Origin of the sequence: Pseudoalteromonas fenneropenaei (assembly GCF_042643375.1) — a bacterium.
Taxonomy (GTDB): Bacteria; Pseudomonadota; Gammaproteobacteria; order Enterobacterales; family Alteromonadaceae; genus Pseudoalteromonas; species Pseudoalteromonas fenneropenaei.
Genome location: NZ_JBHRSD010000001.1, coordinates 234,450 through 250,009, shown reverse-complemented (window position 1 = coordinate 250,009; position 15,560 = coordinate 234,450). Strand labels below are relative to the sequence as shown.

Sequence of the window (15,560 nt, the reverse complement as noted above, 5' to 3'; positions counted from 1 at the left end):
CTTGGGATTTAAAGGACATAGAACGGGAGTCTAAGCTCCCGTTTTTTTGTAACTGAAGTTGCAGCGGTGTTGGCTGCGTTCGCTTACCCAATCACATGGCATAGCTAAGCTCATGGGGGGCTTACTTGCGCCTACCTGTAACGCCAAGTTATGTAGGTATAGTTTATTCCGGTTCGCCGAGTCCGGCGAGCAAGTCGGTGAGCAGCGCTTTGATCTCTTCGCTAACCAAAATGAAGTCAGCGTCGATTTTCACCGCCATATCTTCTTTTGGTATGTCGGCATTTTGCTCGCGTAAAGTTTCAGCGTAATTGAGGCGTTTCAATGTGCCATCATTTTGCAGCACAAACTTAACGCGCTCGCGCCAGTCGATGGCAAGCTTAGTCACCAATTTACCGTTGGCAAGATGTTGTTGGATCTCGTCACTGGATAAATCGAATTGTTTGAATTTGACTTGTGCGCCACTTTCGTCCGGCTCTTGTAGCTCCGCATCCAAACCTAAGGCAAAGCCTTCTGGCGGTGTGAACTTAGTTAACCAGTCGGTTAAATGTACGGTTAAATCGTAGTTTGCAAAAGCAGGAACGACAGGCAAAGTACCTAGTGATTTACGTAGTAAAGCCAGTAACTCTTCAGCTTTATTGAAACTACCGCTGTTAACTATGACCCAACCATTTTCAGTATCGATAAAGGCAAACTGCAGGCTCGATTTCTTAAAAGCCTGAGGCAACAGGGTAGTGAGCAAGTTCTCTTTTAGTTCGTCCTTTTCTTTTTTCTTAACTGGACGTTGTTCTTCGCGCTCAATTTGTTCAATTTTTTCAGCCAATAAGTCGTTTACGACTGAAGCGGGTAAGACTTTTTCTTCCCGTTTGGCACAAACCAAAATACAGTTTTGAGAGAAGTGAGCCAAAGTTTGACCGTGTTTTCCAAGCGCGTTAGTCCAACCAAATGAACTCAGTTCTTGGCTGGCACATGGACGGAAAATATCTTGGCTTAGTGCTTGTTCGAAGTCACTTTGTTCATAAGCCACGTCTTGTTTAAAACGATAACAGATCAGGTTACTAAACCACATTAATGTCTATCCTCTGCGAAGTGAGGGGCAATCATAACAAGAATACTGACCCAAAAGCGACCCTAGGATAATTTTCCCCGAAACTGACAAATAGCCGTGACCTTTGCCTGTGACTCATAATACCATTGGCACATTACTCAGAATGGAGATGTATTGAGCATGGCGAAGGGGCAATCACAAAAGCGTGACTGGTTGTTTATTTTCTTAAAAGGTGCAGGCATGGGGGCGGCGGATGTCGTACCGGGTGTCTCTGGTGGCACCATAGCTTTTATCACGGGGATTTATGCCCGCTTATTGGGGGCTATTCAAAACGTCAATATGACTGCGCTCTCGATTTTGATGAAGCAAGGTGTACGCCCTGCATGGCAATATATTGATGGCTTCTTTTTACTGTGTTTATTTTCAGGCTTGTTAACTAGCGCGGCGTCGTTAGCAAAACTCATCACTTATTTGCTTGAGCATCATCAGACCTTAGTGTGGTCGTTCTTTTTTGGATTGATAGTCGCATCATTTTGGCATGTCGCCAAACAAGTAAAGCGCTGGAGCTTACCTGTAGTGTTAAGTTGCGTATTAGGTGCAGCGATTGCGTTTGCGATAACATCGTTGGCACCAACTGAAGCAAACCCACAAACTTGGTTTTATTTTGTGGCGGGAGCAATTGCAATTTGCGCAATGATACTGCCCGGGATCTCAGGCAGCTTTATTTTGCTGTTAATGGGCATGTACGGGCATGTGTTGGCTGCTGTGAACCGTTTGGATGTGGCACTTTTGGCGTTGTTTCTGCTGGGCTGTGTAATTGGTTTAATGGCATTCTCACGATTTTTATCTTGGTTATTAAAAGCTTATGAGCAGGTGACGTTTGCTTTGCTATCAGGCTTTTTGATTGGCTCGTTGAATTTGCTGTGGCCGTGGAAAGAAGTCATTAGTACATACGTCAATAGTCATGGTGTTACCAAGCCGTTAATGCAAGAAAACATTCTGCCGAGTACCTTTCTTGCTCAAACCGGGCAAAACCCTAATACTTTAATCTGTATTGGCTTGGCGTTATTTGGCTTTGTGCTCATTATATTGGTTGAAAAATTGACAGCTACGAAATAAGGCGCGTTCAGCGCCTTTTTCTTGCTTAAAATTCAAAAATCTGATTTTCTTCATCTAAGTCTCTTTAATCAATTAAAAAAGCTGTGCTAAGTTATTAGGGTGTGTTGAATTTTTTCGTGAGAAAAGTGGTTTGATCAACATGCCAAAAGAAGCAAACTTTGCACCTATAATAAGGAACTCTCCATGCGTTATTTGCGCACCTTAAAGATACTGCTGTCTGGCTTGGCACTCAGTGTGACACCTGAGGTTTGGGCATCGTCAGGCGCTGCGGATTTAACTCATTCCGCAATTGGTTATATCTCCTTGGCTATATTCTGTTTTGCTTACGTTCTGGTGATGGCGGAAGAGCGATTGCATATGCGCAAATCTAAGCCGGTGTTAGTGGCAGCAGGTATTATTTGGGCATTAATTGGTTATTACAACGCAACGCATGGACTAGGTGAGCAAACCCAAGATGCGTTTCGCCATAACCTGCTAGAATTTGCCGAGTTGATGCTGTTCCTACTGGTGGCGATGACTTATATCAATGCCATGGAGGAGCGAGGTATATTCGACGCACTACGAGTTTGGATGGTAAAAAAAGGTTTTAGTTATCGCACCTTATTTTGGATAACGGGCTTTTTAGCGTTTTTCATTTCACCCATAGCCGATAACTTGACGACCGCCTTGTTGATGTGTGCGGTGGTGATGAAAGTAGCGGAAGGTGACCGCCGTTTTATCAATTTATCTTGTATTAATATTGTTATTGCGGCTAACGCAGGCGGTGCATTCAGCCCGTTTGGCGATATTACCACCCTAATGGTCTGGCAGGCCGGAAAAGTCGAGTTTATGGAGTTCTTCGCGTTATTTATTCCCTCGTTAGTGAACTACGTGGTGCCTGCGTTTGCGATGAGCTTGTATATCAAAAATCAGCGCCCTGATTCGGTTGTTGAGGAGTTTGATTTAAAACGCGGTGCGCGCCGTATTCTGATGCTGTTCTTATTTACCGTCGGTACGGCGGTAGCAGGCCATACCTTCCTACATTTACCGCCAGTGATGGGGATGATGATGGGTCTCGGCTATTTGCAGTTTTTCGGTTATTACCTACGCGTAACTCACCACAAAAGTATTGAACACGCTAAGATTAAAGCAGGCAAACTGACTGATGAAGAGAAGTTAGAACGTATGGGTTCCATGGTGCCGTTTGATGTATTTGCTAAGGTATCGCGCGCGGAATGGGATACCTTGCTGTTTTTCTACGGCATTGTAATGTGTGTAGGTGGTTTGGGCTTTATGGGCTATTTGGCGTTAATGTCGGAAGCTTTATACGGTAGCTGGACTGCCACCTCTGCGAATATATTTTTAGGTATTGTATCGGCTGTGATAGACAACATTCCGGTGATGTTTGCGGTGTTGTCGATGGACCCAAGTATGTCACAAGGGCAATGGTTACTAATCACCTTAACCGCTGGGGTAGGTGGTAGTTTATTGTCAATTGGCTCGGCTGCGGGTGTAGCATTAATGGGACAAGCTCGTGGTTATTATACTTTCTTCGGTCACCTAAAATGGTCGCCCATTATTGCCTTGGGTTATGTGGCTAGTGTGCTGTGCCATATGTGGCTAAATGCCCACTTGTTCTAAACCCTCATTGCGACATAAAAAGGCGACTTAGGTCGCCTTTTTGCTGTGTTTATATATGACCGTGTTAAGCGGATTTCGGTTTAGATTGCCGTTGGTTTTATTCGTAGTCTAGGTTGTTAAGTACTTCTCGACCAGTTGGCATGCGGCGTAGCTTAGGCGAGATCTCCTTTGAGTGCACTACGATGGGCTTTCAGCCAAAAGCTGGCTACGGGCTTGTGGTCTTGCACTGTCGCGTTTAATGCGGTTGCAACGACGTTTCCCGCAATTTCGCCAAGCATCACCATGTGCTGTTGCTGTTCAACGGCCTCGACTGCAGCCAAACCAAGCTTTGATGCTAGCAGGCGGTCGTTTACAACGGGGCTGCCACCGCGTTGAATATGACCAAGTATACACACCGCACTGTCAATAGCAGCGCGCTCTTTTAGCGCTTTTTGTAACGCACTAGCGCCACCAGGCCAGAGATTTTCCGCACAAACTATTAGGTAACTGCCGTGACGAACTTGCTGTTGTTGCGTGATGGCCGTGGTTAATTCAGATAGGATGGCGTCATGCTGTGGTGGCTGACAATTCTCAAATGATAAAATCGCCTCAGCGCCCGTTGCCAGTCCAACCGCAAACGCAATATGACCGCTGTGACGGCCCATAACTTCAACAATAAAGACTCGCTCAAAGGCATTGGCGGTATCGCGAATTTTGTCTATCGCGCTGGCTGCGGTTTGGACTGCGGTGGCAAAGCCGATGGTGGCATCACAATGGGCTAAGTCATTGTCGATAGTGCCAGGTAAGCCAATCAATTGACCTCGCCACTCTTTTTCTAGCTCCAACATACCTCGAAAAGAACCATCTCCGCCTACCACAATTAAGGCGTCTATGTCGTGTTTATAAAGAGTGTTGGCTGCCTGCTTAACGCCATCGGAGGTCAGCATGGCCTTACAACGTGCGCTTTTAAGTAAGGTGCCACCTTGCTGCAGGGTTGGGTTCACTAACCTAGGGGTTAGTTCGCACCACTCATCATCAATTAAGCCATTGTAGCCATGGAAGAAGCCAATACAGCTATAGCCAGAACTGTGGCACGCAAGCGTGATAGCACGAATGGCGGCATTCATGCCCGGCGCGTCACCACCACTGGTTAGCACCGCAATTTTGGGTCTTTTTAGTTGCATTATGGGATTTCTACGTATGATTTAGGTATGTATTTAGCCTAAGCCAAATTACACCGCTATGCATCACGACGCGTGGTTAAAATGCGATATATATCAAGTTCGGCGTAAAAAATTGTGATGTGTGGTTAAAGGTAAAGAAAAAGGCTTCCGGAGAAGCCTTTTATTGACCAAGTAACTTATCTATTTCTGCTTTTTGGGCAGTAGGTAAGTTCTCAACAACGATCTGATAAGACCTATCGATCATCGCTTTGATTTCGTCCGCTGGTACTGAACCGTCCAGATAAATGGTGTTCCATAAACGCTTATTCATGTGATAACCAGGCACAATAGAGGGGTATTGTTCACGCAGCTCTAATGCTTCGTCTGGATCACATTTAACGTTGAGCCACCAAATCGGTTCTCCGTTTGCGTTGGTTTGCCCTTCTTTTCCTTCGTAAAGGGTGGCAAACATTTTATGCTGCACTTTGTAGACATCAGTTTCTTGTGCAAATGGCTTAGTGATAAGGGTTGCAGGCTTGCTCTGCAAATATTCATGTACGCTTTTCTGATCCATAGCCCGTGTCCTTTAAGTCACTTATTGATTACTACGACAATATTGTAATTCTAGCAGTATTTGCGAGAATTCTATAATTAGAACTCAGCAAAAACTATCAGAAACACAAGCTGTGATGCTTGTTCTATTACCTTTTTACCATGTTTCAAAGCTAACCAGTTGAATATAATTCAATTTAAGGTTTCTTTTGGAACATATTTCTACCTATTAATGCTGTATGTTGTGCATTTTCAATAAGGGTAACACTGGATTACCACTCATTTGCAGGCAAAATAGGCTGGGGTGCTATTAAAGTAAATAATACAAAATAATGCAACAATAAAGTGTGGTTTGTCTGTTTTTTGATCGTATGCTAGCATTTGCGCCCAGTTTTTATGGGGAAGTCTTGCCGGGGGGTTAATCTTGTTTGTTAGTTTGTCATTACTTTGTACCATACTGTTGTTTGTTTTGACCACCATTGATGGTATGCCAAGAAAACGCTGGATGGCTTTTGCTGCGCTATCCGGTCCTGTTGCTGTAGTACTTTACTCCGTCCATTTACGCCGTGCTTGGATGCGTACACTTGGGTTTGGACAACGTCGTTGGTTTGCTTAAGCAAAATCACTGTGCAAGACTTTCAGTGTTGGCTTACGTTTTTGCTGTTTTAGAAAAACTGTAAACTCTTCATAAGATAACGGCTTAGAGTAATAATAACCTTGTATTGTTTGGCAATTCAGCGATTTTAAAAACGCCAGCTGCTCTTCGCGTTCAACCCCTTCTGCCACCACGTGTAAATCTAAGTTGTGGGCGATGGTGACGATGGAATCCACCATATTGCGACCACGCTCGTTATGCATATCATCAATAAAGGCTTTATCTACTTTTAAGGTATTTAAAGGGAATTGCTTAAGGTAGGCCAAAGATGAGTACCCGGTGCCAAAATCATCCATAGCTAAATGGATACCTCTAGCGCTAAGAGAGCGCATAATCGCGATGGCTTCTTGAGGGTCGTCCATTACCGTGCCTTCGGTGATCTCTAACTCCAAAAAGTACGAGGGAAGTTGATTTTTTTGCAAGATCACGTCAATACGGGTAGTGAGATCAGGTAAACTAAATTGTTTTGCTGATAAATTCACCGCAACTCGCCCTTCAAATAAGCCCGCGTCTATCCAACTCTTCACATCTTGGCATGCTTTGTCGAGTACGACTTCACCAATTTCAATAATTTGCCCTGTTTCTTCCGCAATAGGAATAAACACATTCGGTGGAATAATACCTTTCTTTGGTGTGATAAAACGCACCAACGCTTCCATGCCCACCAAAGCACCGCTGATAATGTCCATTTTTGGCTGATAATAAACAACAAAATGGTCTTCTTTGAGCCCAAAGCGCATGAGATTTTCGATTTGCAGGCGTTTTACAGCCTGTTCGTTCATGCTGTCGTTAAAGAACAAATAATGGTTACTCTTTTGCTTGGCATGATACATGGCAGTATCGGCATTTTTTAGCAGTAACTCTGGGGTATTACCGTCTTCTGGAAACAGCACAATACCGACCGAGGACGTGATCACCAGTTCGTGATTGGCGAGTTTAAAAGGGGTCGCGATGGCGGCGAGAAACTGCTTGGCGGTACGGGTAATGGTATGAATGTCATTAGTACCAGACATCACCAAAGCAAACTCGTCACCACCGAGGCGGTAGAAAGTGTCTTGCTGGCGGACGATTTTCACCAATCGCATCGCTAGTTTAGCCAGCAAACTATCACCTAATTGGTGGCCCAAGGAATCATTAATTTTTTTGAAGTTGTCGAGATCAAACACCAATAGCGCATGGTGAGTGCCTTGCTGGCTAAGCTTCTTGAGGTTAGTAAAAAACAAATTGCGGTTTGGCAGACCTGTGGTGCGGTCTCGATTTGATAAGTCATGTAGCTGCGACTCGGCTTTTTTGCGCTCGGTTAAATCTGAAAACACCACTACATAGTTACTGACTTGACCTTGGTTATTCTTGATTTCGTCTATCGTCACTTCAATCGGTAACAGCGTATTAGTGGCATTGCGTAGCTTGAGCTCTTCCTGCCAATGTTCAGTTTCTTTAAGCGCAAATTTGATTTCTTCGAGAAACTTAGCGTCGTATCCGGGTAATGCAAAGGCTTTATGCAGATATTGTTCACGAATTCCGCCAAATAGCTTCAAATAGCTAGGATTTAAGTCAACTAAGCGAAACTGGCTGTCATAAATGGCAATCGCATCACTGATAGACTCCACACATTTGGCGAATAAATTTAGCCGCTCTTCGGTGGATTTTAGGTGACTGATATCACGCACTATACCCGTCATCCGCAGTGGATTGAGATTTTCGTCTTTTTCAATGACTTTGCCTTTATCTAAAACCCAGTGCCATTCATTGAGATCATTGAGTACTCGATAACTTGCCTCAAAAAATGCGCTTTTTTCCGCAAAATGCAGCTTTAATAAGCGCTCGACCATAGGTAAATCTTGCGGGTGGATAGATTGTTGATTGGGAATAAATAAGTTACTGGCTACGGTTGAGGTTTGATAACCGCCGTTGCGTTCATGACGATTGAATTTATCGTTGATACGGACCACGGCACCGGTACGAATATTCCAGTCCCATAAGGTATCGCCACTGCCTGCTACGGTGCTTTTTAAGCGTTGTTCGGAAAGCAATAAAGTTTGATAGGCGAGTTTATGTTTGCGCAGTTGCCAGCAAAGAAATGTGATACCACACAAAAGCAGGCCAAGAATCACTAATAGCCAAATTGGCACGTCATTCGAGACGTGGCTAAAAGCATGCGCTGCAGTACTGCTCAATAAGCTGAACAGCGCAATTATGATGATAGTTGTTGTTATTTTTATTAACATATACGCAAACTCAGACATTGCCCCCCTAATCTAAATCAATGCAGGGGGCGAGTCAAAGCTTAAACGCAATAATTGGACCTTATTTAGGGGCGTGTTGACATAAAAATGTTATCACAGGCTGCTGTTCGCTAAAAAGTCGTTGAGCAAATTGCAACATATCACTAAGTGATAAGCGCTCTAGGGCTTTCACTAGTTGCTTTTGCATCGTGAAGTCATGGCCGTGACTAATAGCAAGCCATAGCCGCTGCGAGCGTAAGCGGAGATTTTTATCTTTTTCAGCCACTAGGGTATGCAAAGCTTGTTTGTGATGCAGCCATTGACCTGTGCTGCAATGGCTGAGCTTAGCCATAAACTCGTCGACAAATGCATCATGTTCGGCAAGCAGTTGATTAGCCGAAAAACGCGGCGACTGAATGTAAAATGCGACACCTGCGCGGGTGTTGAATGGCGCATAACCCGAGCCAACCAAATAGCCAAGTTGTTTTTCGGTGCGCAGAGTTTCAAAGTAATCTTGGCTTAGCAGCTGGTTTAAGCACATAAAACGGATTTTTTCATCAGGCGCTTCATGCTGCGCCTGATAATAACGAACAAAGGCATCATCACTGGCGCCATGTTCGACAATCTGCTGCTCTGATTGCAAAGGTACTTCTAAAGGACGTGAAAGATCTTCGAGGATCTGCGCGTTAGCAAAGTCGTATTGAAGTTTTTCTTTTAACGCCACACCATGCTGTTGTTGCCAATTGCCGTGCAAAAAAGCTTTGATATGGACACGTTTAAAAAACGCTTCACGAAAACGTACGAACTCGTTGTAAGTTGTTGATTTTAGAGCGTCTGCTAAGGTGTTTGGGGTTGGGTTCCATGGCATTAAACGCGCGCCCAGCAAACTAAATAATTCACCTACTGGCTTATTTTGATTGTGGGCTTTCCAATGCCGTACTAACTGCTTTTTATACTCAGCAAAACGTTTTGGACAGATTGGCATGCTTAGCATTGCTTGCACCAAAGACTCTATCAGTTGCATCTGACTTGCCGACAAGCCAGAAGTATGGAGCGTCAGACCCCCTTGATGAGAAGTTAGATGATAGTTTAAGCCAGCGAGTTCAGCAGGGTAAAATTGCTCTGCGACACTGTCCATAAACAGATCTGCGAATAACCGTGTCATCGCGATATGTTGATGGCTTTTAATCGCTTCGACCGAGTCTATCTCAAGATAAAAGTGCCCTTTGGCAACGCGAAACTTGCTGTCTTGCTTAAACCAAAACTGAAAGCCAGGTTGGTCGTGCAATAAATGTGGGTTTTTGTTTCGCGACTCAACGCTAAGCAAGGGGTTATCGTCATTTAAATATGGATTGGTTGACGGCAGTCGCATATGGTCAAGCGGGGTGGTGATGGCATTTAATGTATCAAGCCAATCTTGTTCGAGTTTTTCAACTTGATAAGGGGTTTGATACCATTTCGCTTGTTGGCTGACCGCGACGTTGGGGTGAATGAGCGTTAAGCGCATATTGTTAGCATTAAAGTAGCTAAGTAGTTCAGCAAATTCATCCGTTTCAAAACCCGCCATAACATAATCACCATAGATGTAATCTGCTGGACTAAAATGATGCATGTTGTTGCTCAATCCACATACCCAATCTAGTAATCGTGGCGGCTCTTGATTGTCAAAGGCAATGTCTAACAGCTTTTGCTTGTCGCGATAAAGGCGCGGTAATTGATCCGGATGAAGACGGATAAGCGCTAAGTACTCAAACACCATTTCAACGATATCTTCGTAGTAATCAATCCCTTCGTCTGTGAGGGCGATGCTGATATTGAAATCTTTGAAATTACTGCCACTGACACCACCACCCGCTGATAACGCGTTGATCCAGCCTTGGCTTTTAAGAATCGAATAAAGCGAGCCTTCGCCTTCATAGCCAATTAGATGGGCAAGGAAATTGGTCAGTTTACGTTTATAGTTGTCGCGTTTATTTGGTAGCGCAAAGCTGACAATCAGCTTTTGCATCGGTTTACGCGGCTCGATATGGATCAGCTGACGCAAATCCTCAGGTCGATATAGCGGCACCGCAATCGCGGCTTTACGTTGTTTTGAACCTCGTATCGCGGAAAAATGTGTAGTGACACAGTGCGCTAGTTCGTCGAGAGATTGAGGCCCACACACGACGAGTGTCATCCATTGCGCTTGGTAGTGCTGCTCAAAAAAGGCTCGAATTTCTGTCGCGATATTGCCTTCTTTGTCGCTCAGCGTGTCCTGATTGCCAACCGAAAACTTAGCAAAGGGGTGTAGCGGGTTAATGGTTTCTTTGTGAACTTGATAGATGCGGCGGCTATCATCTTTGATTTTCATCTTAAATTCCGCGTCTATCGCTTTACGCTCTTTTTTAGTGTCTTTTTGGCTCAGCAATGGCGTGGTAAATAACTGACTGAATTGCGCTAAACCATCGAATAAGGCGCTGGCTTGAATATCAAAAAAATAGCTGCTGTGTTCACTGCCAGTCCAAGCATTACTATGCCCCCCATGTTGACTAACAAAACGGGAGAATGCACCTGACTCCGGCTGTGCTTCAGTGCCAAGAAATAACATATGCTCGAGGAAGTGCGCCATGCCTTCACGGTGATTCGGATCATCAAAGTGCCCAACATTTACAGTCAGCGCAGCGGCGCTTAGCTGCGAGCTTTCGTCTTGGGCAAGTAACACTCTTAGACCATTGTCGAGTGTGAGTTGGCGATATCGCCGACTATCATTAGTACTGACTTTCAATGGTGCTCCAATTCAATCAAACGCAAGCTAAATAAAGCATAAACGATAGGAAGTTGCTAAATCTCTTCCGTGTAATTTTGGTTTGTTTTAATATAGCGAACAAATTGGTGGTTAAGCTACTGAAAAGGTCCATAAACCTGCATTTTTGCTGGAGAGCTATGAAAACCATAATCATTATGCGCCACGGTGAGGCGGAGCCGCTCTGCCAACAGGATGAGTTAAGAACGCTGACCAACACAGGAAAAGCGGAGGCTAGAGCGATGGGAGTGTGGCTCAGCAAACAGCCATTTCAACCTGATGCGGCCTTGATTAGTCCTTATACACGCGCTCAGCAAACGGCTGCTGAAGTGTTGGCATGTAATCCAGTTCGTTACCAAGAAACTTGTAAAGACATTATTCCCAGTGGCAATGCCAGCGTGGCGATTGACTACCTTGAAACGTTGATTTCTATGCAGCCGCAATGTCAATCTTGGTTGCTGGTTTCACATATGCCAATTGTCAGTTATCTGGTCGATCAACTTTGCCCAGGCGAGTTGCCGATTTTTCAACCGGCTGCAGCGGCGATTATTGAATATCATGAAACAACTCGCCAAGCAGTATTACTTACCTTAAAAGTGCCGAGCCAAGTCTGCAACTAACCTGGCTTTTGCAGCTTAATAATGAAGTCGCATAAGCGCAAAACGCGTTTTTTGCATTTATTAAAGGCGCTGTTTACATTTTTATATATTTGAAAAGCTTTATCAATCAATCTGTTAATCGACTCTTTCACTTGGTTTTAAGTCTGCTACTTTGATTAGTTTCAAATACAGTTACACTAAACAATAGGTTTTATTGATTGGGTATCTGAGTGTGACTTATCGTAGCAAAGGATTGGGGATTATCGCGAGTTTGTTGCTCACTTTATTGGCTGTCACAGCTGTGTCTCAGGCTGCAACAATACCAACCCTAGACGATAAGACTAAAACTTTAGTGCAAACGGTAGAGTTTATTGTGGGCGACCTGTCTCTGTCGGAATTTGAACGGCAACGTAAGGTGCTCGATTTAATCGCACAAACCCATCTGCCCCAAGGGGAGTTGTTTGTCTACGATACCCAAGGGAAAATGATCCTTTATCCGCAGCATCCTGAGTTGAATGGCAGGATACTGACCTCTCATGCCAACCCGGTCGTGGCTGACTCATTTCGCAACTTAGTGAAAAGTGCCTACGCGATGGGAGAGGCCGTGGTGACTTACCATTGGCAACCATCCTCATCACATCAAATCGAAACTCACACCGCCTACATTCGCCGTTTAGATAACTGGAATTGGGTATTAGCAGCTTCATCGCCGCAGTCAATTACAGAAATTGAAGCAACGACATCTTGGTGGCTAGTCGCATTGGTGGTGTTTGGTGGTGTAATGACACTGCTACTTGCCATAGTGTTTAGTCCAATCTTTGTGCTACCACAGCGTTTTCGTACCGTTTTTAAACGAGGTTAATTGCCACAAACACACCAGCTAAGGTTATTTGCATCGCAGTTGCCTCCCTCACCACATTACGGCTGATTGTACGCATGCCTGTGCTGCATAGTTTGCGGATTGCCTTTATAGTCGCGCTACAAGGTTCTACTTCAACCCCTTTCGGTTTTCGTGTTTTAAGCCAAGATACAATTCATCATCTAAAATTTTTATCATTAAAATAGTCTCGAATAGATGAGCTGCCTCAGACTCAAATAGCAACTTAAATTACTGGGGAATTGGTCGAGGTGTTTTTTGTAAAGCGTTACTTTGTTGTCATTTTGGATTCGGAAGTGGTTTTTACATTTGTAACTTTAATCGGGAAAGTAACGCAATTACTGCAATAAAACGCGCAAAATGAGTAAGGACAAATGTCCGGTTTGTGGCGAAACTTGCGGTTAAAAGTTGCAAAAAACTCAAAGCATGTCGATAAAATTTTAAAAAAACTCCAAAATTTATGTTTCTTATTGCAGCAAAATTGCTGTGAACTGCTATAATTCCCTCCCGTCACGTTCAGCCTTTTTATTCGCTTAGCACTCTCGATTTTAAGGTCCGCGTTTATTGTTATACGCGAAAAATTGAACGTATCACGCCAACGTTTTACGGCGCCCATACAACCGTTGAACAAAAGAGTGCTTCAAAAAGGTCAAATCCGAACATGAAAGCAATGAAAAGATCTACGTTAGCAACTTTAATCAATGCAACGTTGTTCTCTGCTGTAGCAGGTACTTCATTCAATGCGCTCGCTGCTGAAGGCGAACAAGCCAAAAATAATCAACTGGAAGTGATCCAGATCACTGCTCGTAAACGTGTAGAAAATGCACAAGAGGTACCAGTTTCAGTTTCTGCATTGCAAGGTGATAACCTCGATGCATATAGCTCAGCGGGTATGGATATTCGCTTTATGAATGCGAAAATTCCTAGCCTTTCAATCGAATCTTCGTTTGGTCGTACTTTCCCACGCTTCTATGTTCGTGGTTTAGGTAACACGGATTTCGACCTTAACGCGTCTCAACCGGTTTCTTTGGTAGTAGATGAAGTTGTTCAGGAAAACCCAATCCTGAAAGGTTTCCCTGTGTTTGATGTGGCACGTGTTGAAGTATTACGTGGCCCACAAGGCACATTATTCGGTCGTAATACGCCAGCAGGTTTGGTTAAGTTCGACTCAGTGAAGCCAAGACAAGAATTTGATGGCTATGGTGCGGTATCGTACGGTAGCCGTGGTGCAGTTGATTTTGAAGGTGCAGTAGGCGGTGGTTTAACTGATAAGTTATCTACCCGTGTCTCTGTACTTTGGCAAAACAAAGATGATTATGTTGATATCGTAGCGCCTGGTTTTGAACAAAAAGATGCGTTAGGCGGCTATGACGAAAAAGCGGCACGCGTGCAATTCCTCTATGAAGGCAATGACTTTACCGGTCTATTGAATTATCACGTGCGTGACCTAGACGGTAAGCCAATTGTGTTTCGTGCTAACTTAATTGAAAAAGGCAGCAATAACATTGTTGCGGGTTACGACACAGATATCGCTTATCACGATGCTGCACGTAATGCCACGCAGCAAGTTGAGTCACAAGGCGCAAGCTTAAAGCTTGAGTGGGACTTAAACGAGCACACGCTGACTTCAATCACAGGTTGGGAAAGTGCCGAAATCTACTCACGTGCTGACGTTGACGGTGGTTATGGCGCGGTGTTCCTAGGCGACAATATGTCGGGCCCAGGTTTAATTCCGTTTTCTGCAGAAAGCGCGGACGGTATTCCTGATCACGAGCAATTGACTCAAGAATTACGCTTAAGCAGTAACTTCACGGGTGATTTTAACTACCAAGTGGGTGTGTTCTTATTTGAAGAAGACTTAACCATCGAAAGCTATTCATTCGACACTCTAGCCGGTGGTGTGATGAATGGTTATGCGAAGCAAGAACAAGAGACCTCAGCTTGGGCAGTGTTTGGTTCATTCGACTTTACTTTGTCTGATGACTTAAAACTGACCACAGGTATTCGTTACTCTGACGATGAGAAAGATTTCACCGCTAAACGTACCAAAAACCCAACGCCTTGGAATGGTTCACCAGACGAAATGTCAGGCGCGGCTAACCCATCTGACAGCCACGTAAGCTGGGATGTGAGCTTAGCATATAAAGTGAACGATGACGTAAACTGGTTTGGTCGTGTTGCCAATGGCTTCCGCGCGCCAAGCATCCAAGGCCGTATCTTATTCGGTGACGTGGTTACGGTTGCAGAATCTGAAACTGTTAACTCAATTGAAACGGGTATCAAGGCGGACGTATTAGACGGTCAAGGTCGTGTTAATGCGACGGTATTCTACTTCCAAATGGATGACCAACAGCTTACTGCTGTAGGTGGCGATGCTAACTTTAACCGTTTGATCAATGCTGACAAAACGACAGGTTATGGTTTTGAACTTGATACTGAATGGGTATTAACCGAAGAGTTAAATGCTACTTTCAACTTAAGTTACAATAAAACTGAATTGAAAGATAACGATCTAGCTGTTGCTATCTGTGCTCAGTGTACAGTGCTTGATCCATTAAATGCTAACGGCCTTGCGAAGCTTGATGGCAATAGCCTACCGCACGCACCAGAGTGGATCGCAAACTTCACTCTACGTTATACCAAAGAAATGGAAGGTGGTGATTTCTTCGTTTACACCGATTGGTCATACCGTAGCGAGATTGACTTCTTCCTTTACAAGTCAGTCGAGTTTAAAGGTGATGCGTTGTTTGAAGGTGGTGTACGCGCAGGCTACAACTGGGCTTCTGGCGACAACGAATATGAAGTATCAGCCTTTGTGCGTAACTTGTTCGATGAGCAAAACGTCATTGGCGGTGTAGACTTTAACAACTTAACTGGCATGGTGAACGAAGAGCGTTATATCGGTGCTGAGTTTAAAGTGAAGTTTTTCTAAGTTCACTGAATT

11 protein-coding genes are annotated in these 15,560 nt (G+C 44.2%); 6 read left to right on the top strand and 5 right to left on the bottom strand.

Going from position 1 to position 15,560, the window contains the following annotated elements; genetic code table 11:
• Nucleotides 1–163: 163 nt before the first annotated feature.
• Nucleotides 164–1,066, bottom strand: a complete 903-nt coding sequence (gene rdgC / locus ACFOEE_RS01110; RefSeq protein ID WP_377120036.1) for a recombination-associated protein RdgC — start codon at nt 1,064–1,066, stop codon at nt 164–166.
• A gap of 159 nt (nt 1,067–1,225) precedes the next feature.
• Between rdgC and ACFOEE_RS01105 the strand changes: the two genes are divergently transcribed.
• A complete protein-coding gene (locus ACFOEE_RS01105) occupies nt 1,226–2,164 on the top strand; it encodes a DUF368 domain-containing protein (protein ID WP_377120034.1) in 939 nt (312 codons plus the stop codon).
• A 183-nt stretch (nt 2,165–2,347) separates the two neighbouring features.
• Nucleotides 2,348–3,784, top strand: a complete 1,437-nt coding sequence (gene nhaD / locus ACFOEE_RS01100) for a sodium:proton antiporter NhaD (RefSeq protein ID WP_377120032.1) — start codon at nt 2,348–2,350, stop codon at nt 3,782–3,784.
• A 152-nt stretch (nt 3,785–3,936) separates the two neighbouring features.
• Here the strand turns inward: nhaD and ACFOEE_RS01095 are convergent, their stop codons facing one another.
• The gene (locus ACFOEE_RS01095; protein ID WP_377120030.1) at nt 3,937–4,947 is read right to left on the bottom strand and encodes a 6-phosphofructokinase; all 1,011 of its coding nucleotides are present in this window, start codon (nt 4,945–4,947) and stop codon (nt 3,937–3,939) included.
• Between the two features lie 160 nt (nt 4,948–5,107).
• The gene (locus ACFOEE_RS01090) at nt 5,108–5,500 is read right to left on the bottom strand and encodes an MmcQ/YjbR family DNA-binding protein (protein ID WP_377120028.1); all 393 of its coding nucleotides are present in this window, start codon (nt 5,498–5,500) and stop codon (nt 5,108–5,110) included.
• Nucleotides 5,501–5,902: 402 nt separating this feature from the next.
• Here ACFOEE_RS01090 and ACFOEE_RS01085 point away from each other — a divergent pair, with 402 nt between their 5' ends.
• Entirely contained in the window at nt 5,903–6,094 is a 192-nt protein-coding gene (locus ACFOEE_RS01085) for a hypothetical protein (RefSeq protein WP_377120026.1), read from the top strand.
• Here the strand turns inward: ACFOEE_RS01085 and ACFOEE_RS01080 are convergent.
• Nucleotides 6,091–8,379 carry a putative bifunctional diguanylate cyclase/phosphodiesterase gene (locus ACFOEE_RS01080; protein ID WP_377120024.1) on the bottom strand — a complete coding sequence of 763 codons (2,289 nt, stop codon included), beginning with the start codon at nt 8,377–8,379 and terminating at the stop codon, nt 6,091–6,093. The genes ACFOEE_RS01085 and ACFOEE_RS01080 overlap by 4 nt on opposite strands.
• Nucleotides 8,380–8,440: 61 nt before the next feature.
• A complete protein-coding gene (locus tag ACFOEE_RS01075; protein WP_377120022.1) occupies nt 8,441–11,122 on the bottom strand; it encodes an insulinase family protein in 2,682 nt (893 codons plus the stop codon).
• Nucleotides 11,123–11,280: 158 nt separating this feature from the next.
• Here ACFOEE_RS01075 and sixA point away from each other — a divergent pair, with 158 nt between their 5' ends.
• The 3 genes from sixA to ACFOEE_RS01060 all read left to right on the top strand — a co-directional run bounded on the left by sixA (nt 11,281) and on the right by ACFOEE_RS01060 (nt 15,548).
• Entirely contained in the window at nt 11,281–11,760 is a 480-nt protein-coding gene (sixA, locus tag ACFOEE_RS01070; RefSeq protein ID WP_377120020.1) for a phosphohistidine phosphatase SixA, read from the top strand.
• Between the two features lie 211 nt (nt 11,761–11,971).
• Nucleotides 11,972–12,601 carry a cache domain-containing protein gene (locus ACFOEE_RS01065; protein ID WP_377120018.1) on the top strand — a complete coding sequence of 210 codons (630 nt, stop codon included), beginning with the start codon at nt 11,972–11,974 and terminating at the stop codon, nt 12,599–12,601.
• A gap of 676 nt (nt 12,602–13,277) precedes the next feature.
• Nucleotides 13,278–15,548: a TonB-dependent receptor gene (locus ACFOEE_RS01060; protein ID WP_377120016.1), complete on the top strand. Its 2,271-nt coding sequence runs from the start codon at nt 13,278–13,280 to the stop codon at nt 15,546–15,548.
• The last annotated feature ends 12 nt before the right edge of the window (nt 15,549–15,560 follow it).